This is a genomic window from Lentzea sp. NPDC036949, assembly GCF_055608075.1.
On sequence record NZ_JBVJRA010000004.1, the window covers coordinates 350,695 to 370,696 of the forward strand.

Genomic DNA, 20,002 nt, shown 5'->3' on the forward strand with positions numbered 1-20,002 from the left:
GTTTGCGCTCGGGGAAGGTCCTGGGCGAAAATCGTGTTGGCACTCACAACGGTCGAGTGCCAGATCTAGGAGCGAACCCAGTGCCTACGTACCAGTACGCCTGCACCGCGTGTGAGCACCGGTTCGAGGCGGTGCAGTCGTTCAGCGACGCCTCCCTCACCGAGTGCCCGGAGTGCTCGGGCAAGCTGCGCAAGCTGTTCGGTGCCGTCGGTGTGGTCTTCAAGGGCAGCGGTTTCTACCGCACGGACAGCCGTTCGTCGACCAAGGCCCCCGCCGCCTCGTCGACCTCGACCTCGACCTCGTCGACGTCCTCGTCCACGGAGTCCTCGTCGTCGTCCACGGCGTCTTCGTCGAACTCCACGAAGTCCTCGACGAGCTCCCCGGCGGCCGCGGCCTCCTGAAGATCGCGAGTTGTCCACAACCTCGCAGCTCGACACCTCCGTCATGCCCTCGCCGGTCCTACCGTCGAGGGCATGACGCTGTCCCCGACCCCGTCCGACCGCCTCCGCTCGCTGCTCCGCCGCGGTGTCCCGCCGTTCTGGCGCCGTCTCCTGGCGCTCGGGCTGACCCTGCTGGCGCTCTCGACGTTCTTCTGGCCCGACGTGGGCCACCCCGCGGTCGTCGCGACCCGCGACCTGCCCGCCGGCGTGCCGCTCGGCCCCTCCGACGTCCGCGTGCAGCCGCTGTCCGTCCCACTACCGGGGTCGTTCCCCTCACCCGGTGCGGTGATCGGTCGCACCCTGTCCACCCCGACCCGCGCGGGCGTCCCGCTGACGGACTTCGCCCTCGCGACCGGTCCACCCGACCTCGCCTCCGTGGCCGTCCGCGTCGCTGACCAGGAGCTCGCCGCCGTGGTGCGGGTGCAGGACCGCGTGGACGTCGTGTCCGCGGAGGGCGAGGTCCTCGCCTCGGACGCCTCCGTCCGCGAGACGAGGGGCCAGGTCGTCGTCCTGACGTTGCCGAGACGAAACGCGACGCGCGTGGCCGCGGCATCACTGGAGCACGCCTTAGCCGTTACTCTCCGCTGATGCTGAAGGGTTTCAAGGACTTCCTGATGCGCGGGAACGTCGTCGACCTGGCCGTGGCCGTGGTCATCGGCACGGCGTTCACCGCGATCGTCACCGCGTTCACCACGAGCATCATCAAGCCGCTGATCAACGTGTTCGGCGGCGCGGAGACCAAGGGCCTCGGTTTCTCCCTGCGCACCGACACCCAGGCGCTGAAGGACTCGACCTTCATCGACCTGAGCTCGTTCATCAACGCCGTCATCAACTTCCTGATCGTGGCCGCGGTCGTCTACTTCGTGCTGGTGCTGCCGATCAAGAAGATCCAGGAGCGCCGCAAGAGGGGAGAGGAGAGCGGCCCGGCCGAGCCCACCGACGTCGAACTGCTCAAGGAGATCCGCGACCTCCTGGCCGCCCAGGCCAGCCAGCCGCCGACCACCCCCACCCGCGACCGCCGCGACCCGGCGATCTGAGTCCCCACCGGCCGCCGTCCCGACGGCGGCCGGCCCACCCACCTCCCGCCCCACGCGGGGAGTGAGCGCCGTGCGGACAAGCGCCGTGCGAGCTAGCCCCGTCCGGGCAAACGCCGTGCGGGCGAGGCGGCGCTGGTTCAGCGCACCCGCCGGTGGTTCGGGTGCCGAGGTAGGGCGGGGTGCGGTGCGAGGGCGGGACGCGCTGCGTTCACCGGCCGGAGCGCCGAGGCGCCCCGGCCTCAACCGCCGTGGTGCGGCGGCCGGTTCTCCCGGTACCAGGCCTCGGAGTCACCGCCGGTCTCCCCGCGCTCGTCCGACGTGGTCTCCGGCAGCACGTCCCCGAACACCTCGGCCAGCCGACGCCGCCGCCGACGCCGGTCCGCGTCGTCGCCGTCATCGGCTGCCCGTGTTCCCTGCTCCGCCACTGCTACTTCACTCTTCGTCGAGCCCGGACAGCTGTTCGATCACGTAGGGCACCAGCGACGACAAGGTCGCCATGCCGTCGCGGACCGCGGAGCGCGACCCGGCCAGGTTGACGACCAGCGTGCTGCCCGACACGCCGGCGAGGCCGCGCGAGATGCCCGCGTCGACCGCTCCCGCGGCCAGGCCGGAGGCCCGGAGGGCTTCCGCGATGCCGTGGATGGGGCGGTCGAGCACGCCCTGCGTGGCGTCGGGGGCGACGTCGCGGGGTGAGACGCCCGTGCCGCCGACGGTGACCACCAGGTCGACGCCGCCGATGACGGCGGTGTTGAGGGCGGCCCTGATGTCGACGACCTCGCCCTCGACGGCGACGGTGCCGTCGACGATGAAGCCGGCTTCTTCCAGGAGTTCGGTGACGAGGGGGCCGGAGCTGTCGTCCTGCTCGCCGTGCGCCACCCGGTCGTCCACGATCACGACCAAAGCGCGGCCAAGGCGCTGCGCGCTGCGTTCCATACCGATCACCGTAGCGGGAGTCGGACTTCGAAGCGGCAGCCAGGACCGTGGTTCTCGACGCCGATGCGGCCGTGGTGGGCGTCGACGAGGCCGCGGGCGATCGCGAGGCCCAGGCCCGCGCCCACCGGGTTGCGGTGGACGGCGCCGCGGAAGCCCACGTCGAAGACCTGCGGCAGCACGTCGGCGGGGATGCCGCCGCACGCGTCGTCGACCCGCACCACCGCATCGGGTCCGTCCACATCGACCTGCACGGCCACCGCCTCGCCCTGCGGGGTGTGGCGGATCGCATTCGACACGAGGTTGCGCACGACCCGCATCAGCTCCGGTTCGGTGCCGCGGACGACCGGCCATTCACGGGCGTCGGCGCGCAGTTCCACGCCCCTCAGCGCGGCCACCGGAGCGGAGGCGGCCACGACGTCGCTCACCACGTCGGCCAGGCGCACGTCGTGCAGCGTGAGCTTCAGGGCGCCCGCGGTGATGCGGGAGAGCTCGAACAGGTCGTCCACCATCTTCGACAGGTGGTCGGCCTCCTGGGCGATCTGCTTCGCGTAGACGGCGACCTCGCCCGGTTCGGACACGACGCCGTCCTCCAGCGCCTCCGTCATGGCCCTGATGCCCGCCAGGGGCGTGCGCAGGTCGTGGCTGATCCACGCCACCAGCTGGCGCCGCTGGGCCTCCGCCTCGCGTTCCCAGACGCTGCGGCGGGCGATGGCGCGGCCCAGCATGATCGAGAACGGCACCGTCACGACGGCCACCAGCGCGCACGCCAGCAGGGTCGCGGTCAGCATCGGCGTGAACATGAAGCCGCTGACCATCAGCACGCCCGCGATGGTCGCCACGACCGGCACGATGACCATGACGGTCATCGCGCTCGTCAGCGAGACGCGGCTCAGCCGGTCGAACACGGGTCGTACCGGTAGCCGACGCCCCACACGGTGCTGAGCCGCACGGGCCGTGCCGGGTCCTGTTCGATCTTCTCCCGCAGCCGTCGCACGTGGACGGTCACGGTCGACTGGTCGCCGAACTGCCAGCCCCACACGCGTTCCAGCAGCTCGGCGCGGCCAAACGCGCGGCCGGCGTTGCCGATGAAGAACGCCAGCAGGTCGAACTCGCGGGTCGTCAGCTGCAACGGCATGCCGTTCAACGTCGCCGTGTGCGCGGCCAGGTCGAGCACGAGGTCGCCGTCGCGGACCGTGCGCGGTTCGTAGGCGCGGTTGGCCCTGCGCAGCACCGAGCTCACGCGCAACGCCAGCTCGCGCGGGCTGAACGGCTTCGTGACGTAGTCGTCCGCGCCGATCTGCAGCCCGGCGATCCGGTCCTCCTCCTCGCCCAGCGCCGTCAGCATCACCACCGGTGTCGCCCCGCGCTCGCGGATCCGCCTGCACACCTCGAGGCCGTCGATGCCGGGCAGCATCAGGTCCAGCACCACGATGTCCGGTTCCCGCACGGCGAGCACCCGCAACGCCTGTTCCCCGTCGCCGGCGAGCTCCACCTCGTACCCGGCGTGTTCGAGGTACCGGCGCACCACGTCCCGCACCGTCGTGTCGTCCTCGACGACCAGCACCCGTTCCACCACGTCACCACGCTAGGCCACGAACGACCCCGTCACCCGCACCCGTCAGCACTCCGTAATCAGGTCACGCGGGAGTCCCGCGTTCCCCTGTGGGGCACGCGGGACTCCCGCGTGACCTGAAAGAAGGGGGCCACATCTGCGCGCGGGGCAGGTGCGTGCAGATGTGGCCTCCGGGTCGTCACGCCCGGCTCGGACGGGCGGTTGTCCGAGCCGGGCGTGCCCCCGACCTACCCCACCTCGACTCCGCCGAGGGTGGCTTCCACGGTCTTGCCGTCCGACAGCGTCACGGTCACCTTGTCGCCGGGCGCCTTGGAGCGGACGGCGGCCACGAGGGTGTCCGAGCTGTCGATGCGGCGGTCGCCGAACTTGGTGATGACGTCGCCCTCCTTCAGGCCGGCCTGCTCCGCGGCACCGCCGGAGGTGACCTTGCTGATCTGGGCACCGCCGTCCTGGGCTTCGCGGACCTCGACGCCGAGCACGGTCTGCTTGGGCTTGCCGGTCTTCACGATCTCGTCGATCGTGCGGCGGGCCTGGTCCATCGGGATGGCGAAGCCGATGCCGACCGAACCGGCCTGGCCGCCCGCGGAGTTCGGGCTGTAGATGGCGCTGTTGATGCCGACGACCTGGCCCTGCATGTTCACCAGCGGGCCGCCGGAGTTGCCGGGGTTGATCGCGGCGTCGGTCTGGATGGCGTTCAGCACGGTGGCCTGCGAGTTGCGGGCGTCGCCGCCGGCGGAGACCGGCCGGTTGAGCGAGCTGACGATGCCGGACGTGACGGTGCCGGACAGCTCGAACGGCGAGCCGATGGCGACGACGCTCTGACCGATCTTCAGGTCACCGGAGTTGCCGAGCTGCACGACCGGGGCGCCGGAGACGCCGTCGGCCTGGATCACGGCGATGTCGGAGCTGGGGTCGCGGCCGAGGATCTTGGCGGTGGCGGTCTTGCCGTCCTGGAAGACGACCTTGATGCTGCCGCCGCTCGCCGCGCCCTCGATGACGTGGTTGTTCGTCACGACCTGACCGTTGCTGGAGATCACGAACCCGGAGCCCTCGCCGGCACCGGACCGCGTGACGACCTGGATCTGCACGACGGACTGCAGCATCTTCGCCGCGACCTCCTCGACCGAGCCGGGGGCCGCGTTGCTCGTCTGCGAGGCGGGGCGCGGGGTGTCGAGCGAGCTCACCGCGGACGACTCGTTGGCGAACGTGTACCCGAGGTAGCCGCCGACACCGCCGGAGGCACCGCCGACCAGCAGCATCAACGCCGCCACACCGGCCACGACCTTGCCGCGGCCCTTCGGGCGGTTCGGCACCGACGACTGGTAGCCGGGCGGGAGGTAGAAGGCACCGGTCCCGGGCTGACCGGGCTGACCGTGCTCACCGGGCGGGCCGAACGGACCCGGCTGGCCCGGCTGACCGTGCTCACCGGGTTGGCCGTGCTGACCGGGAGGGCTGAACGGACCCGGCTGACCGGGGGTGTCGAACTGCGCGGTGGTGCTCCCCAGCCCCAGCGGGTGCGCCGGGGGAAGTTGGCCGGACCCGGTGGGCGGGAACTGCTGCCGGCCGGGTCCGGACCCGCCGAGCTGCGCCTGGCCCGCGTCAGGTGCGTGCACCTGCGGCTGGGCCGGTGGAGAAGTTGTCCCGGCCTGGCCGGATCCCCCCTGCAAAGGATCCGGCTGGCCGGGTTCCGGCGGCTGCGGGCCCTGCTCCCGCGCACCGGAGTCGGGGTGACCGGCGGTCGGCGGCACGGAGCGGGACTCGTCCGGCTGCTGCGCTGGCTCGTTGCTCTCGGTCATACCCATAGTGTCGGGTGCCGTCCTGAGAGCAGCCTTAAACCAGCCTTTGAGGTCCGTGAGGGTTCCTCAGAGCGCGCGCAGCCGCTCCGCGATCTGCTCCGGCGTCACGTCGTTGATCCACACCGCCTCGCCGGACTCGGAGCCGGCGAGGTACTTCAGCTTGTCCTTGGTCCGCAGCACCGAGAACACCTGGAGGTGCAGCCACATCTCCGCGCGACCGGCGTTCACCGGCGCCTGGTGCCAGGCCGCGATGTAGGGCAGCGGCCGGTCGTAGAGCGCGTCCAGGCGGTGCAGCACCTTCAGGTACAGCGCGGCCAGGCCGTCACGCTCCACAGAGGACAGAGCGGCCAGGTCGGGCACCTGGCGGCGGGGTGCCAGCACGACCTCGACCGGCCACCGCGCCGCGGCGGGCACGAACGCCACCCAGTGCGCCGACTCCTCCACCACCCGCGTGCCCGCGCGGAGCTCCGCCTCCAGCACGTCGCCGAACAACGGCCGCCCGTGCTGCTCGTGGTAGTCCAGCGCCGCCGAGAGCATCCGCTCGGTCCGCGGCGTCACGAACGGGTAGGCGTAGATCTGCCCGTGCGGGTGCGAGAGCGTCACGCCGATCTCTTCGCCGCGGTTCTCGAACGGGAAGACCTGCTCGACCCCTGGCAACGTTGACAAGAAGGCGACGCGGTCCGCCCACGCGTCGACGACGGTCCGCACGCGCGACTCGGACAGCTCGCCGAACGACTTGCCGTGGTCCGAGGTGAAGCACACGACCTCGCACCGCCCACGCCCCGGCGCGCGCACGAACAGCTCCTCGCCATCCACAGTGGACGGCACGTCCGGCACGTTCTGCGCCAGCGACGGGAACCGGTTCTCGAACACGACGACGTCGTAGTCGGCCTCGGGGATCTCGGTGGGCCGCCCCGGTGTCGACGGGCACAGCGGGCACAGGTCGGCCGGCGGCTTGTAGGTCCGCGTCTGCCGGTGGGCCGCCATGGCGACCCACTCGCGGGTCAACGGGTCCAGCCGCACCTCGGACATCGGCTGGGTCGCGGGCAGGTCCCGCGTGTCCGCCGCGACCCGCGGTGGTGCCTCAGCGCTGTCGTCGAAGTAGATGATCTCCCGGCCGTCCGCCAGCTTCCCCGCGGTACGCCTCACGCCAACTCCTCGCCACTTCCCGGTACATGGGCCAGCACCATCTCGCCCACCTGCTCGGCGAGCACTGCGCGCGCGGCGTCCGGCAGACCCTCGTCGGTCACCAGCACGTCCGCCTCGTCGAGATCGGCAATCGTGGAGATGCCCACGGTGCCCCACTTGGTGTGGTCGGCGACCACCACGACCCGGCCCGCGGCGTCGACCAGCGCGCGGTCCGTCTCGCTCTCGTTCAGGTTCGGGGTGGTGAAGCCGGAGCGCTCGGCCATGCCGTGCACGCCCAGGAACACCACGTCCAGGTGCAGCGACCGCAGCGCCTGCACGGCCACCGGGCCGACCAGCGCGTCGGACGGCGTGCGCACGCCACCGGTGAGCACCACCGTGCGGTCGGTGCGCCCGCTCTGCTGCAGCACGTCCGCGACCCGGATCGAGTTCGTGACGACCGTCAGGTCGGGGATGTCGTCGAGGAACCTGGCCAACGTCCACGTCGTGGTGCCCGCGGACAGGCCGATGGCGGTCCCCGGCCGCACGAGGCCCGCGGCCTGGGCCGCGATCGCTTCCTTCTCCGGCAGCTGCCGGACCGACTTCGCCTCGAACCCGGGCTCGTCGGTCGAGCGGCCGACCACCGTGGTGGCGCCGCCGTAGACCTTCTCCACCAGTCCGCGGGAGGCGAGCACGTCGAGGTCGCGGCGCACGGTCATGTCGGAGACGCCGAGGCGGACGACCAGGTCGCTGACGCGCACCGCTCCCGTCCGCCTGACCTCTTCCAGGATCACCGCTTGCCGTTGACGTGCCAGCACCTCACACCTCTTCCCTGAGGACGACGACGTCCCCGGCCCGCACGGTGAGGCGCCCGGAGACCTGCGTGCCGGACACCACGTCGACACCGGACGCCTCGATCTCCGCGTCGGTGTCGGTGTGGTTGACGGCGAAGAGCCACGATACGGCCCCGTGCCGCCGCACGAGCTCGATCCCGGTCCGTGACACCGCGACCCCCGCACCGGAAAGCGCGCTTTCCACCGTTCGGCGGAGACCTGCCTCGTCGAGGTCACATGCGACGTACCACGCGACGCCGTTCCCAAACGCGTTCCGCGTGACCGCCGCGACGCCCGGCAGCGGCCCGTCGGCGTAGGAGGCGACGACCTCGGCGCTGCGGGTGTGCAGGTGCTCGGTCCACAACGAGCAGGTCGACCCGTCGGTCAGCGAGACGGTTTCCCCCTGCCGCAGCGGGAAGAACTCCTCCGAGTACGCGCCCAGCACGTCGCGGAACGCACCGGGGTAGCCGCCCAGCCGCACCCGCGTGTGCTCGTCGGTGACCCCGGACAGGTAGGTCACCAGGACGTGACCGCCGCCGGCCACGTAATCCGCGACCACCGCCGCGTGCGCGTCGGACACCGCGTAGAACGCCGGGACCACGACCAGGGAGTACTTCGAGAGGTTCGTGCCGGGCGCGACGAAGTCGACGGTGACGCCGGCCTGCCAGAGCGCCCTGTAGTAACCCAAGACGTGCTGCCAGTGGTCGAAGTCCGCGGTGGGGTGCGCGTCCTGGCGCAGCGCCCAGCCGGACTGGAAGTCGAACAGCACCGCCACCGCGGCGTCCACAGTGGAACCGACGACGTCGGCCAGCTTCGCGTACTCCGCGCCGACCTGGCGGACCTCGCGGTGGACCTCGGTGTCCGGGCCGGCGTGCGGGACCATCGCCGAGTGGTAGCGCTCGCTGCCGCCGCGCGACTGCCGCCACTGGAAGAACAGCGTCCCGTCCGCGCCGTGCGCGACGTGCTGGAACGAGTGCCGGCGCATCTCGCCGGGCAGCTTCGCGATGTTGCGGTGCTGCCAGTTGACCGCCGACGTCGACTGCTCCATCAGCAGCCACGGCCTGCCGCCGGCCAGCCCGCGGGTGAGGTCGGCGGACATCGCGAGCTCGACGTGCCGGTCGGGCGACTCCGCCTGCGTGTAGTGGTCGTTGGAGACGAAGTCGACCTCGCGCGCCCACTTCCAGTAGTCCAGCGCGCCGAACGTCCAGTTGACCATGAAGTTGGTCGTGACCGGCACGTCCGGCGTGATCATCCGCAGCACGTCGCGCTCGGCCTTGTAGAGCTCCAGCAGCGCGTCGTCGCTGAAGCGGTCGAAGTCGAGCACGTGCGCGGGGTTCGCGAACGTCGGCGTCACCCGCGGCGGCAGGACCTGCGCGAAGTCGGTGTAGCCCTGGCTCCAGAACGCCGTGGACCACGCGTCGTTGAGCTGGTCGAGCGTGTAGCGGGCGGCCAGCCACTCGCGGAACGACGCCGCGCACGTGTCGCAGTAGCAGCGGTTGACGTGGCAGCCGTACTCGTTGCCGACGTGCCACGCGGCCAGCGCCGGGTGGTCGCGGTAGTGCCCGGCCATCTCGGCCGCGAGCGCCGTCGCCCGGTCGCGGTAGACCGGCGACGACGGGCAGTAGGCCTGCCGTGAGCCGTGCGAGAGCCGCACGCCGTCCGCGCGGACGGGGAGCATCTCGGGGTACTCGGTCGTCAGCCACGGCGGGGGTGCGGCGGTGGCGGTGGCGAGGTCGGCGCGGATGCCGTTGTCGTGCAGCAGGTCGAGCACCCGGTCGAGCCAGCCGAACCGGTACTCACCTTTGCTGACCTCGATCTTCGCCCAGGAGAAGATCCCGACGCTGACCAGGTTGACCCCGGCCCCGCGCATGAGCTCGACGTCCTCCGCCCAGACGTGTTCCGGCCACTGCTCGGGGTTGTAGTCGGCACCCCAGCCGAGGCCTGGCATGCCCGTGGGCCAAGTCGTCACGGCGGCAAGCGTGGCCGACAACAACCCCCAACGTCAACACAAGCAAACAACACTTCGCGTTTGGCTCTGTTCGGCGGTTGACCGCAACGAGTACCGGGAACGGTCCGGACACAGCGCGTGCACTGCGTGTGCACTGGTTTAACAGCTCCGTAACGGGACTTGACATGCTGTGTGGCTGGGACCACATTGTGCGCAACTTTGTTGGAGTCCTGTTCGGTTCGCACGAGCGAGTGTCACCTGTAGGAGCGATGATGGTTCGGTACGCGTCGGGTTCCACTCCCCTGCCGCACTTCGGCAGGCGCACCATGCTGCGCGTCATGCTGGCCGGTGCGGGTGTCGCCGCCACCGGTGGCCTCGCGGCCTGCGGCGGCGGCTCGGGCTCCGGTGCGGACTCGAAGGTCGTGACGTTCGGCAACAACCTCAGCGACCAGGTGCCGAAGGACGCGATCACCGCGGCGCTGAAGGCGTTCGAGGCGAGCTCGGGCGGCCTGTCGGTCACGATCAACACCAAGCAGCACGAGCAGTACCAGGAGCAGATCAACAACTACCTGCAGGGCAAGCCGGACGACGTACTGGCGTGGTTCGCCGGCTACCGGATGCGGTTCTTCGCCGACCAGGGCCTGACCGGCGACCTCAGCGACCTGTGGGGCAAGGTCGGCGGCAACTACTCCGACGCGCTCAAGCAGGCCTCCACCGGCACCGACGGCAAGCAGTACTTCGTGCCGTTCACCCAGTACGCGTGGGGCATGTTCTACCGCAAGAGCCTGTGGCAGGAGCGCGGCTACGAGGTGCCCAAGACGCTCGACGAGCTCGTGGCGCTGTCCACGAGGATGAAGGCGGACGGCCTGATCCCGATCGCCTTCGCGCAGAAGCAGGGCTGGCCGGGCATGGGCACGTTCGACCAGCTCAACTTCCGCATCAACGGCTACCAGTTCCACGTCGACCTGCTGGCCGGCAAGGAGGACTGGCAGGACAAGCGGGTCAAGGACGTCTTCGACACCTGGAAGCGGCTGCTGCCGTTCCACCAGGAGAACGCGCTCGGCCGCGAGTGGCAGGAAGCCGCGCAGACGTTGCAGCAGAAGAAGTCCGGCATGTACCTGCTGGGCGCGTTCGTGGGCCAGCAGTTCCCCGACGCCGACAAGGCCGACCTCGACTTCTTCCCGTTCCCGGAGATCAACCCCGCGCACGGCACCGACACGGTCGAGGCGCCGATCGACGGCTACCTGATGGCGAAGAAGCCGGCCAACTCCGAGGGCGCGCTCAAGCTCCTCGAATACCTGTCCTCCGCCGAACCGCAGCTCGCCTACCTCAAGGCCGACCCGACCGCGGTCGCGACCAACCAGAAGGCGGACCAGGCGAGCTACAGCCCGCTGCAGAAGAAGGTGGCGGACACCATCAAGAACGCCAAGCACATCACGCAGTTCCTCGACCGCGACACCGACCCCGGCTTCGCGAGCGAGGCGGCGACCAACGGGCTGATCGCGTTCATCAAGGACCCGAACAGCGTCGACTCCGTGCTCAAGGGCATGGCCGACCAGGCGAAGAACATCTTCAAGTGACCGCGGTCCAGGAGAAGCCGAAGGCGGTGGTCCCCAGCGGGCCGCCGCCTCGCCGGCGTGGGAAGCGCGCCACCGCGCTGGCGGGCACGGACAAGCTGGTGCTGGCGCTCATGCTCGGCATCCCCACGCTCGTGCACCTCATGTTCGTGTGGGTCCCGGCATTGGGCTCGGTCGCGCTGTCGTTCAGCAAGTGGAACGGCATCGGCGGCTTCGAGGACATCGAGTGGATCGGTGTCGGGAACTACGCCGAGATCTTCACCGAGTACCCGCGGTTCTGGCCCGCGGTGCAGCACAACCTGGTGTGGCTGGCGTTCCTGCTGGTCGTCCCGACCTGCGCCGGTCTGCTGCTGGCCGTGCTGCTCGACCGCGAGCTGCGGTTCAGCCGGGTCTACCAGAGCGCGCTGTACATGCCGATGGTGCTGTCGCTCGCGCTGGTCGGCTTCATCTGGCAGCTGATCTACACGCCCGACGGCGGCCTGCTCAACTCGCTGCTGGGGCTCGGGGACAACCCGGTCGACTTCATCGGCGACTCGGACATCAACCTGTACGCGGTGCTCGTCGCGGCGGCGTGGCGGCACACCGGCTACATCATGCTGCTGTACCTGGCGGGCCTGAAGGCGGTGGACCCGGCGCTCAAGGAGGCCGCGGCACTGGACGGCGCGTCGGCGGCGCAGACGTTCTTCCGCGTCACCTTCCCGGTGATGAAGCCGGTCAATATCGTGGTGGCCGTCGTGACGGTGATCGAGGCGCTGCGCGCGTTCGACATCGTCTACGTCATCAACAAGGGCCGCAACGGACTGGAGCTGCTGTCGGTGCTGGTGACCGACAACATCATCGGCGAGGCCTCCCGCATCGGCCGCGGCTCCGCGGTCGCGGTGATCCTGTTGACGATCTCGCTCGGCGTCATCATCCCGTACCTGTACCAGGTGTTCAGCAAGGAGAACCGGACGTGACGGCCACGCTGGAACGGCCCTCGGTGCCGGCCGTGAAGAAGCACCCGGTGACCCCCGCGCGGGTCGCACTGCACGTGTTCCTGGTCCTCACCTGCCTGGTGACCCTGGCGCCGCTGCTGTGGGCGGTCTACGCCTCGCTGCGCACCTACGACGACACGTCGGTCAACGGCTACTTCTCCATCGCGAAGTCGCTGACGCTCGACAACTTCGCCAAGGCGTGGGAGGTCGGCGACCTGCCGCACTTCTACTGGAACACGTTCCTGATCACCGTCCCGGCGCTGGTCGTCACGCTGGTGCTCAGCTCGATGGTCGCGTTCGGCGTGTCCCGGTTCAGCTTCAAGTTCAACATCGCGCTGCTGATGGTCTTCACGGCGGGCAACCTGCTGCCGCAGCAGGTGATCGTGACGCCGCTGTGGCGGCTGTACCGGCTGATCGAGCTGCCGGCGTGGCTGTCGGAGAGCGAGTCGCTGATCGACTCCCCGCTCGGCGTGATCCTGATCCACATCGCGTTCCAGATGGGCTTCTGCACGTTCGTGCTGTCGAACTACATGAAGACCATCCCGTACGAGCTGACCGAGGCCGCCCGCGTGGACGGCGCGTCGGTGTTCCGGCAGTACTGGCAGCTCACCCTGCCGCTGTGCCGTCCGGTGCTCGCCGCGCTCGCGACGCTGGAGTTCACCTGGATCTACAACGACTTCCTGTGGGCGTTGGTGCTGATCCAGGACGGCGACAAGATGCCTGTCACCTCGGCGCTGCAGAACCTCAAGGGCACGTTCTTCACCGACAACAACCTCGTCGCAGCCGGCTCTCTGCTGGTCGCGCTGCCCACGCTGGTGGTGTTCTTCGTGCTGCAACGGCAGTTCGTCGGCGGCCTCACGCTGGGGTCGACGAAGGGCTGACCGGGCAACGCGCAACGCCCCCAGGCCATCGGCTCGGGGGCGTTGTCGTGTGCGGACTACTTGCCGCCGGTCTGCGGGTTGTGGTCCGAGATGGTGCCCCACCGGCTGACCGGGATCACGATCACCCGCGCCTTGCCCACGACGTTGTCGATCGGGATCGCACCGTCGGCGGGCGTCGGGTCGCCGTGCTTGCGCGAGTCGGACGAGTTGTTGCGGTTGTCGCCCATCACCCACAGCTTGCCCGCGGGAACGGTGACCTTCTCGAACGTCTCCTGCTGCTTCGGGCCGGGACCGAAGTTGATGTACGGCTCGTCCAGCGGCTTGCCGTCGACGAGGACGCGGCCCTTGTCGTCACAGCACTCGACGGTCTGCCCGCCGACGGCGATGACGCGCTTGATGAAGTCGGTGCCGCTGGGCTCGGAGAGGTTCACCATCGAGCCGAGGTCCTGCAGCGTGCCCTGCACGAAACCGGGGGGCTGCTTGCCGCCGGTCCAGTTCGGCGGGCCGCGGAAGACGATCACGTCACCGGGCTGGGGGTCGCGGAACAGGTAGGTGATCTTCTCGACCAGCACCTTGTCGTTCACGCAGCCCGTGCAGCCGTGCAGCGTCGTCTCCATCGAGGCCGACGGGATGACGAACACGCGCGCGATGAACGTCTGGATGACGACGGTCAGCAGCAGCGCCACGCCGAAGATGACCAGCAGCTCTTTCCAGAACGGCTGCTTCTTCTTCGGCTTCTTCTTCGAGAACCCCGGCGTCGAGTCGTCGTCGGGTGAGGACGACGACGACTGCGCGGAGGACCGGGACGCGGACGTGGAGAAGCGCGACGTGGGTTCGGCAGGACCGTCCCCGGCCGGCGGGGTCGTCTCCCAGGTCGACGAAGAATCGTCGTTCACGCGATGACTCACACCCCCACCTTACGGACGTCCGGGTAGGCGCAACGTGAACAGGGCACCGCCCTCGGGCGCCCTGCCCGCGGTGGCCGTGCCGCCGTGCCGTTGCGCGACCTGCTTCACGATGGCGAGCCCCAGCCCGGAACCCGGCAGCGTGCGCGCCTCCGACGAACGGTAGAACCGCTCGAAAACGTGAGGTAGATCGGCATCCGCGATGCCGGGGCCCGCGTCCGCCACCTCCACCGCGGCACTGCCGTCGCCGAGCTGGCGGAGCTCCAGCCGCACCGCCGAGCCCGAGGGGCTGAACTTCACCGCGTTGTCGAGGAGGTTCAGCACCGCGCGTTCGAGCGCACTCGAATCACCCAGAAGTGTCCACGGTTGCAGCCGCACGTCGAAGGTGACGGCACCGGAGGCACGGCGGCGGGCGCGGTCCAGCGCCCGTTCCACGACCTCCACGAGGTCGACGGGCTCGTGCACGACCTGAGGTGCGTCCTCACGGGCCAGTTCGACCAGGTCACCGATGAGCGTGGTGAGCTCGTCGAGCTGAGCGCGCACATCGGACTGGATCTCCCGCTTGTCCTCTTCGGACAACGTGGGTGAATCCGGGCGTTCCGACGCGAGCAGCAGCTCCAGGTTGGTGCGCATCGACGTCAGCGGGGTGCGCAGCTCGTGGCCCGCGTCGGCGACCAGGCGGCGTTGCCGTTCCTGCGACTCCGCGACCGCGCCGAGCATGGCGTTGAAGCTGTGCGTCAACCGGGCCAGCTCGTCGTCGCCGGAGACCGGGATCGGCGTGAGGTCACCGGTGTTCGCGACGCGTTCGGTGGCCTCGGTCAGCCGTTGCACCGGCCGCAGACCGGTGCGTGCCACGGCCGTGCCCGCGATGGCAGCGAGCAGCACGCCGGCACCGCCGATCAGCAGCAGCACGATGCTGAGCTTCGCGAGCGTGGCGCGTTGCGGCTCCAGCGACTGCGCGATCACGATCGCCGAGCCGTTGCGGTAGCCGACGGCGATCGCCCGCGTGTCCGTCTTGTAGTCGGTCCACAGGAAGTCGCTGCGCAGGCCCTGCGCGACCTCGCGCGCCTGCGGTGCGTTCGGCGGCTCCTGCGAGTTCTCCGGGTAGCGCAACGTGCCGGTCGAGCCGGACAGCAGGCCCATCCGCACGTCACCGGCCGCGAGGAACGCCGCCGGGTACGTCGTCACCTGGGCGTCGTTGATCGCCACGCCGTTGACGACGGCCACGGCGCGTTCGCGCAGGCTCTCGTCCAGGGCGTCGTAGACGTTCTTGCGCACGATCATGTACGCGCCGAACGACACCAGTGCGACCGCGCCGGCGACGCAGAAGGCCGCCAGCCAGGTGACCCGAGCCCGCAGCGACGCCCGTTGCAGCCGTCCCTGGGGTTCGGCGATCACGGAGGCGTCTCCCGCAGGACGTAGCCCACCCCGCGCACCGTGTGGATCAACCGGGGCTCGCCCTCCGCCTCCGTCTTGCGGCGCAGGTAGCCCACGTAGACCTCCAGCGCGTTGCCCGAGGTCGGGAAGTCGTATCCCCACACGTCCTCCAGGATGCGGCCGCGGGTGAGCACCTGGCGCGGGTGCGCCAGCAGGAGCTCGAGCAGCGCGAACTCGGTGCGGGTCAGGCTGATCGGCCGCTCGCCGCGGCGCACGTCCCGCGTGGACGGGTCGAGCTCCAGGTCGGCGAACCTCAGCACGGCGGCGGAGCCGGACGCGGCCTCGGTGTCGTGGGTGGCCCGCCGCAGCAGCGCCCGCAGCCGGGCGAGCAGCTCCTCCAGCGCGAACGGCTTGGGCAGGTAGTCGTCGGCACCGGCGTCCAGACCGGACACCCGGTCGCTCACCGCGTCCCGCGCCGTGAGCACGAGGATGGGCAGGTCGTCACCGGTGCTGCGCAGCCTGCGGCACACCTCGAGCCCGTCGAGGCGCGGCATCATCACGTCGAGCACCATCGCGTCCGGCCTGGCGGCGGTCACCGACTCCAGTGCCTGCATGCCGTCACCGGCGGTCTCGACCTGGTAGCCGTTGAACTGCAGCGAGCGCCGGAGCGACTCCCGGACCGCCCGATCGTCATCGACAACGAGGATGCGCATGTGGGTCAGTCTTGCCGAGGGAACTGAGAGGCGCCTGAGAAGGTCCTCAACAGCGGGTGTGAGTTCGGCGTTAGCCGCCGCTCAGCCGTCCAGGCCCCGCGCGACGGGGGCGTTCCACTTCCGCCACAGCGCCACCAGCCGCACGGTGATGATCAGCACCGCACCGGCCAGCGCGACCAGGCCCTTCGGCAGCCGCGCCCACTCGCCGACCGCCACGACCACCGCTCCGGCCAGCGCGGCGACGGCGTAGATCTCCCGCCGCAGCACCAACGGGATCTCCCGCAGCAGCAAGTCGCGCAACGCGCCACCGCCGATGCCGGTGGTCATGCCGACCAGGCACGCCGCGTACGGGGGTGCGCCGAGGGTGAGCGCGGTCGTCGTGCCGGAGGTGACGAACAGCCCCAGGCCGACTGCGTCGAGCACCAGCACCGAGCGCCGCAGCTTCGCCACCTGCGGGCTGAACCAGAAGACGAGCACCCCGGTCACGCCGGCGACCAGCAGGTACGGCCAGGTCCGCAGGCTCGTGGGCGGGTGCACGCCGAGCAGGACGTCGCGCACGATGCCGCCGCCCAGCGCCGTGGTGAGCGCCAGGATCACGACGCCGAACACGTCGAGCCTGGCCCGCACGGCGGCGAGCGCGCCGGAGGCGGCGAAGACGGCGATCCCGATCAGCTCGAGTGCGGTGAGCAGCACGGACGAGAAGGGTACGTGGTCACCGGGGTGGCGCCTCCCTGCGGTAACCGGCCTCCAGCCGCCCTCCCGCAGCGGCCAGCACGCGTTCGACGCACTGCGCGAACCACTTCGGGTCACCGCCGCGCGCCAGCGCCCGGTAGGCGTCCACGAGCTCGCCCTCGCCCGCGTCGCGCAGCCGGCGCAGCAGCCACTTGCCGTGGCCGAGCCACCGGTTGCGCACCACCAGCGCCAGCTCGCCCGCGCCGGTCAGCAGCTTCGCCGCGACGAACAGCAGCTCGTCGTCGTCCCGCGCGGAGACGAGGTCCTCCAGCATGTCGGTGACGGCGTAGCGGCGGTCCTCCAGCTCGGTCACGGTCGGCGGCGGCGGGCCCGCGTCGAGCAGGAGCCGCGCCTCGGCCCGCAGCCGCGCGCCGGTGCCGTCCGCGTCGAGCATCATCAGCCCCTCCGCGCACATGTACAGCAGCGGCGGGCGGCGTTCCTTCGTGTCGCGGGCGACGAAGTCCAGGAACGACTCGACGGTGTGGCAGAACAGCTCGACCGGCCAGCCGCGGTGCACGAACGTCTCCCGGTACGCGCCGCGCAGCCCGTCGATGATCACGACGAGGTCGAGGTCGGAGTTCGGTGTGTAGTCACCGGAGGCGGCACTGCCGCCGAGGAACGCGGCCCGTGCGAGCGCGAAGTGCTCGTCGAGCAGGTCCCGCGCGGCGGCCACCGGTTCCCGGTCCCGGCACAGCGGGTGCCCGTTCGGGTACCACTGCGCACGCCTGATCTCCCCAGACATGCCGCCATTGTCACCCGATGGGGGCGGTCGGGCGACGAGTGACATGCGGGACGGCCGGTAACGGCGCCGTCAGAAGAAGTCGGCCAGCCGCGGCACGCCCGCCGAGCCGACGAGCCGGTCCAGCGCCACCGCGTCCGCCGGGTCGCCTTCGAGCAGCCCGGCCCGCCGCAGCGCGTGCGTGTTCTGCAGGCCGGAGAACCACGGTCCCAGCGCGCGGGCGTGCACCCGCACCGCGCCCGATCCGCCCGGTTCGACCCGCACCACGCCGTCCGAGGCGACGATCCGGCACGGTCCGGCGTGCCACGGCGCCCGCGGGTCGACGACCTCCAGGTCCACGGCCAGGTCCGCGGCCGGGTCGCCGGTGCACGACCAGCCCCGTGCGGCGACGGCGGCGGGCAGGTCGACGACCCGCAGCATCCAGGTCGAGGTCAGCACCGAGTGGCGCACCGGGGTCGCGCCGAGCAGGTCGACCGTCGCCGGGTCCACGATCCGCAGGTCGACGGCCTCCAGCGTGCCCGCCCACGACTTCAGCGACGCGAGCAGCGTCAGCTGGGCGTCGAGGTCGGCGCCGACGAGGTCGAACACCTTGAGCCGGCCCATGCCGTCGCCGGGTTCGCGCTTGGCGGTGAGGTAGCCGCGCAGCCCGTCCGGTCCCGGCAGCACGGTGACGACGTCCAGCTCCAGCACCTCGGCCGGGTCGATCCGGGGTGGCCGCCGGTCGGCGAGGCCGTCGACGGTCCGCGCCACCTCCAGGTAGCACTCGTGGATCGCCGCCAGGTCGCTCTCCCGCGCGGGCCGCGCCGGGACCCGCTCGGCAGGACCGGGGATCGAGAGCACCCGGTCCATCGGCAGCTCGACCCACTCGAAGCGCCCCGCGCGTTCCCAGCCGAAGCCCCGGTAGAGCGCGGGCACGGTCGGGTACAGCGCGGAGACGACCTGACCCTGCTCCCGCATGACGCCCAGCGCCGCGTCGAGCAGCGCGCCCGCGACGCCCCTGCCGCGGAACGACCCGTCCACGGCGACACCGCCGATCCCGCCCATGGGGACCGCGGCGCCGCCGTAGAACTGGGCGTACGCGCCGATGCCGAGGACGCCGGCGACCTGGCCGTCGACCTCGGCGACCAGGCCGTGCGTGCCGGGGCGCACCAGCCGTTCCGGCCGCTCGGTCGAGTTGAACGCGACCCTCCGCAGCCGGAACACCGCGTCCAGGTCGTCCTCGCCGTACTCACGGATGTGCACGGGCACCTCTCTACCAGGTGAAGAAGCCCTGGCCGGTCTTGCGCCCCAGCTCACCGGCCGCCACCTTGTCGCGCAGCAGCCGCGGCGGCGCGAAGCGCGGTCCGAGCTGAGCCGCGAGGTGGTCGGCGATGGCCAGCCGCACGTCGAGCCCGACCAGGTCGGTGAGCTCCAGCGGGCCCATCGGCCAGCGGTAGCCGAGCTTCATGCCGGTGTCGATGTCGGCCGCGGAGGCGACCCCCTCCTCCAGCATCCTGATGGCCTCCAGGCCGACCGCGACGCCGAGCCGGGACGTCGCGAAGCCGGGCGAGTCCCTGACCTCGATGACGGTCTTGCCCAGCTGTTCGGCCCAGGTCCGCGCCTTGGCGACGGTGGCGGGGTCGACGCCGTCGTGGTGGACGAGCTCGACGAGCTGCTGCACCGGGACGGGGTTGAAGAAGTGCATGCCCAGCACGCGTTCGCCGGGCAGTCCCGCGGCGATCTCGGCGATCGACAGCGACGAGGTGTTGGACGCGAGCACCGCGTCCGGGCACCGCCGGGCGGCGTTGCCGAGGACCTGCTGCTTGAGCGGCACGTTCTCCGGCACGGCCTCGACGACCAGCTCGGCGTCCGCGGGCAGCTCACCGGTGCTCAGGTTCGCGAACACCGCGCCGGCGTCCGCGAGCTTGCCCTTCTCCTGCGCCTTGTCGAGCGACCGCTTGACGGTGCGCGCGCCCTGTTCGGCCCGCTCGGCGTCCGCCTCGGCCAGCGTGACCTGGTGGCCGCCCGCGAGCAGCACGTGGGCGATGCCGGCGCCCATCGTGCCGCCGCCGATGACGACGGCCTTCACCGTTCGACCACCTCGGCGCTGAACATCGCCACGAGCTCCATGCCGCCGATCTCGGCGAGGTTGGCGCCCGACGAGGCCCACTCCGGCGTCTGCACGGCGGCCCTCATCGACTCGGCGGACTCGAAGTACATCTCGGCGACCAGGTGCGGCTCGGTGTCGCCCAGGAATCCGGCGAAGAACACCTGCTGCACCCTCGCGACCTCGGCCCGCACCAGGCCGGGCACGGAGGCGACGATCGGCAGGTGCGACTCGAAGTACCTCTGGTCGAAGCCCTCGGGGTCGGCGGGCCTCTTGTACAGCGCGATGTACTTGATCATGTGACGGCTTCCTCCTCGACTCGCCGAGCACTGT

The 20,002-nt window shown here is 70.8% G+C and carries 22 protein-coding genes; 6 read left to right on the forward strand and 16 right to left on the reverse strand.

What is annotated here, in order from left to right; translation table 11 throughout:
- Positions 1-80: 80 nt before the first annotated feature.
- The 3 genes from ACZ7CD_RS14115 (at position 81) to mscL (ending at position 1,477) form a co-directional block, all read left to right on the forward strand.
- Entirely contained in the window at positions 81-401 is a 321-nt protein-coding gene (locus ACZ7CD_RS14115) for an FmdB family zinc ribbon protein (RefSeq protein WP_470369487.1), read from the forward strand.
- Between the two features lie 72 nt (positions 402-473).
- The gene (locus tag ACZ7CD_RS14120; protein WP_360385793.1) at positions 474-1,028 is read left to right on the forward strand and encodes an SAF domain-containing protein; all 555 of its coding nucleotides are present in this window, start codon (positions 474-476) and stop codon (positions 1,026-1,028) included.
- The gene (mscL, locus tag ACZ7CD_RS14125; protein WP_458429461.1) at positions 1,028-1,477 is read left to right on the forward strand and encodes a large-conductance mechanosensitive channel protein MscL; all 450 of its coding nucleotides are present in this window, start codon (positions 1,028-1,030) and stop codon (positions 1,475-1,477) included. The genes ACZ7CD_RS14120 and mscL overlap by 1 nt, the downstream gene beginning before the upstream one ends.
- A 239-nt stretch (positions 1,478-1,716) precedes the next feature.
- Here the strand turns inward: mscL and ACZ7CD_RS14130 are convergent, their stop codons facing one another.
- The 8 genes from ACZ7CD_RS14130 to ACZ7CD_RS14165 all read right to left on the reverse strand — a co-directional run bounded on the left by ACZ7CD_RS14130 (position 1,717) and on the right by ACZ7CD_RS14165 (position 9,706).
- A complete protein-coding gene (locus ACZ7CD_RS14130) occupies positions 1,717-1,902 on the reverse strand; it encodes a hypothetical protein (RefSeq protein ID WP_458429462.1) in 186 nt (61 codons plus the stop codon).
- A 7-nt stretch (positions 1,903-1,909) separates the two neighbouring features.
- A complete protein-coding gene (locus ACZ7CD_RS14135; RefSeq protein WP_360385787.1) occupies positions 1,910-2,410 on the reverse strand; it encodes a MogA/MoaB family molybdenum cofactor biosynthesis protein in 501 nt (166 codons plus the stop codon).
- 5 nt (positions 2,411-2,415) lie between these two features.
- Positions 2,416-3,276, reverse strand: coding sequence for a sensor histidine kinase (locus tag ACZ7CD_RS14140; protein WP_360386657.1), 861 nt, complete (start codon positions 3,274-3,276; stop codon positions 2,416-2,418).
- Positions 3,277-3,299: 23 nt separating this feature from the next.
- Entirely contained in the window at positions 3,300-3,986 is a 687-nt protein-coding gene (locus ACZ7CD_RS14145) for a response regulator transcription factor (RefSeq protein ID WP_360385785.1), read from the reverse strand.
- Between the two features lie 224 nt (positions 3,987-4,210).
- A complete protein-coding gene (locus ACZ7CD_RS14150; RefSeq protein WP_470374318.1) occupies positions 4,211-5,779 on the reverse strand; it encodes a S1C family serine protease in 1,569 nt (522 codons plus the stop codon).
- A 66-nt stretch (positions 5,780-5,845) separates the two neighbouring features.
- Positions 5,846-6,928, reverse strand: coding sequence for a galactose-1-phosphate uridylyltransferase (gene galT, locus ACZ7CD_RS14155; RefSeq protein ID WP_470379010.1), 1,083 nt, complete (start codon positions 6,926-6,928; stop codon positions 5,846-5,848).
- A complete protein-coding gene (locus ACZ7CD_RS14160) occupies positions 6,925-7,722 on the reverse strand; it encodes a DeoR/GlpR family DNA-binding transcription regulator (RefSeq protein WP_360385779.1) in 798 nt (265 codons plus the stop codon). Before ACZ7CD_RS14160 ends, galT begins: the two co-directional genes overlap by 4 nt.
- A 1-nt stretch (position 7,723) precedes the next feature.
- Complete coding sequence (locus ACZ7CD_RS14165; RefSeq protein ID WP_470379011.1) at positions 7,724-9,706, reverse strand: beta-galactosidase; 1,983 nt, start codon at positions 9,704-9,706, stop codon at positions 7,724-7,726.
- Positions 9,707-9,957: 251 nt separating this feature from the next.
- Between ACZ7CD_RS14165 and ACZ7CD_RS14170 the strand changes: the two genes are divergently transcribed.
- The 3 genes from ACZ7CD_RS14170 to ACZ7CD_RS14180 are packed head-to-tail and all read left to right on the forward strand — an operon-like array spanning position 9,958 to position 13,117.
- Positions 9,958-11,265: an ABC transporter substrate-binding protein gene (locus ACZ7CD_RS14170; protein ID WP_458429465.1), complete on the forward strand. Its 1,308-nt coding sequence runs from the start codon at positions 9,958-9,960 to the stop codon at positions 11,263-11,265.
- Positions 11,262-12,218, forward strand: coding sequence for a carbohydrate ABC transporter permease (locus ACZ7CD_RS14175; RefSeq protein WP_360385773.1), 957 nt, complete (start codon positions 11,262-11,264; stop codon positions 12,216-12,218). The genes ACZ7CD_RS14170 and ACZ7CD_RS14175 overlap by 4 nt, the downstream gene beginning before the upstream one ends.
- Complete coding sequence (locus tag ACZ7CD_RS14180) at positions 12,215-13,117, forward strand: carbohydrate ABC transporter permease (protein WP_458429466.1); 903 nt, start codon at positions 12,215-12,217, stop codon at positions 13,115-13,117. The genes ACZ7CD_RS14175 and ACZ7CD_RS14180 overlap by 4 nt, the downstream gene beginning before the upstream one ends.
- Before the next feature lie 56 nt (positions 13,118-13,173).
- Here ACZ7CD_RS14180 and lepB read toward each other — a convergent pair whose 3' ends face one another.
- The 8 genes from lepB to ACZ7CD_RS14220 form a co-directional block, all read right to left on the reverse strand.
- Positions 13,174-14,025: a signal peptidase I gene (lepB, locus tag ACZ7CD_RS14185; RefSeq protein ID WP_360385769.1), complete on the reverse strand. Its 852-nt coding sequence runs from the start codon at positions 14,023-14,025 to the stop codon at positions 13,174-13,176.
- Between the two features lie 9 nt (positions 14,026-14,034).
- Positions 14,035-15,420: a sensor histidine kinase gene (locus ACZ7CD_RS14190; protein ID WP_458429467.1), complete on the reverse strand. Its 1,386-nt coding sequence runs from the start codon at positions 15,418-15,420 to the stop codon at positions 14,035-14,037.
- On the reverse strand, positions 15,417-16,112 hold the full coding sequence (locus ACZ7CD_RS14195; protein ID WP_360385767.1) for a response regulator transcription factor: 696 nt from the start codon (positions 16,110-16,112) through the stop codon (positions 15,417-15,419). The genes ACZ7CD_RS14190 and ACZ7CD_RS14195 overlap by 4 nt, the downstream gene beginning before the upstream one ends.
- A gap of 81 nt (positions 16,113-16,193) precedes the next feature.
- Complete coding sequence (locus ACZ7CD_RS14200; protein ID WP_360385765.1) at positions 16,194-16,805, reverse strand: trimeric intracellular cation channel family protein; 612 nt, start codon at positions 16,803-16,805, stop codon at positions 16,194-16,196.
- Positions 16,806-16,824: 19 nt separating this feature from the next.
- On the reverse strand, positions 16,825-17,586 hold the full coding sequence (locus ACZ7CD_RS14205; RefSeq protein WP_470379012.1) for a nucleotidyltransferase domain-containing protein: 762 nt from the start codon (positions 17,584-17,586) through the stop codon (positions 16,825-16,827).
- A 69-nt stretch (positions 17,587-17,655) separates the two neighbouring features.
- Complete coding sequence (locus ACZ7CD_RS14210) at positions 17,656-18,825, reverse strand: GNAT family N-acetyltransferase (protein WP_360385761.1); 1,170 nt, start codon at positions 18,823-18,825, stop codon at positions 17,656-17,658.
- A 10-nt stretch (positions 18,826-18,835) separates the two neighbouring features.
- Positions 18,836-19,651, reverse strand: coding sequence for a 3-hydroxyacyl-CoA dehydrogenase family protein (locus ACZ7CD_RS14215; protein ID WP_470379013.1), 816 nt, complete (start codon positions 19,649-19,651; stop codon positions 18,836-18,838).
- Positions 19,648-19,968, reverse strand: a complete 321-nt coding sequence (locus ACZ7CD_RS14220; protein WP_458429470.1) for an EthD family reductase — start codon at positions 19,966-19,968, stop codon at positions 19,648-19,650. The genes ACZ7CD_RS14215 and ACZ7CD_RS14220 overlap by 4 nt, the downstream gene beginning before the upstream one ends.
- Positions 19,969-20,002: the final 34 nt, after the last annotated feature.

What these genes read in the sequence shown, in the direction of transcription:
- ACZ7CD_RS14170 (WP_458429465.1), top strand. Translation starts at nt 9,958, where the DNA reads ATGGTTCGGTACGCGTCGGGTTCCACTCCCCTGCCGCACTTCGGCAGG.
- ACZ7CD_RS14195 (WP_360385767.1), bottom strand. Translation starts at nt 16,112, where the DNA reads ATGCGCATCCTCGTTGTCGATGACGATCGGGCGGTCCGGGAGTCGCTC.
- ACZ7CD_RS14220 (WP_458429470.1), bottom strand. Translation starts at nt 19,968, where the DNA reads ATGATCAAGTACATCGCGCTGTACAAGAGGCCCGCCGACCCCGAGGGC.
- ACZ7CD_RS14140 (WP_360386657.1), bottom strand. Translation starts at nt 3,276, where the DNA reads ATGACCGTCATGGTCATCGTGCCGGTCGTGGCGACCATCGCGGGCGTG.
- ACZ7CD_RS14120 (WP_360385793.1), top strand. Translation starts at nt 474, where the DNA reads ATGACGCTGTCCCCGACCCCGTCCGACCGCCTCCGCTCGCTGCTCCGC.
- ACZ7CD_RS14135 (WP_360385787.1), bottom strand. Translation starts at nt 2,410, where the DNA reads ATGGAACGCAGCGCGCAGCGCCTTGGCCGCGCTTTGGTCGTGATCGTG.
- mscL (WP_458429461.1), top strand. Translation starts at nt 1,028, where the DNA reads ATGCTGAAGGGTTTCAAGGACTTCCTGATGCGCGGGAACGTCGTCGAC.
- ACZ7CD_RS14205 (WP_470379012.1), bottom strand. Translation starts at nt 17,586, where the DNA reads ATGTCTGGGGAGATCAGGCGTGCGCAGTGGTACCCGAACGGGCACCCG.
- ACZ7CD_RS14150 (WP_470374318.1), bottom strand. Translation starts at nt 5,779, where the DNA reads ATGACCGAGAGCAACGAGCCAGCGCAGCAGCCGGACGAGTCCCGCTCC.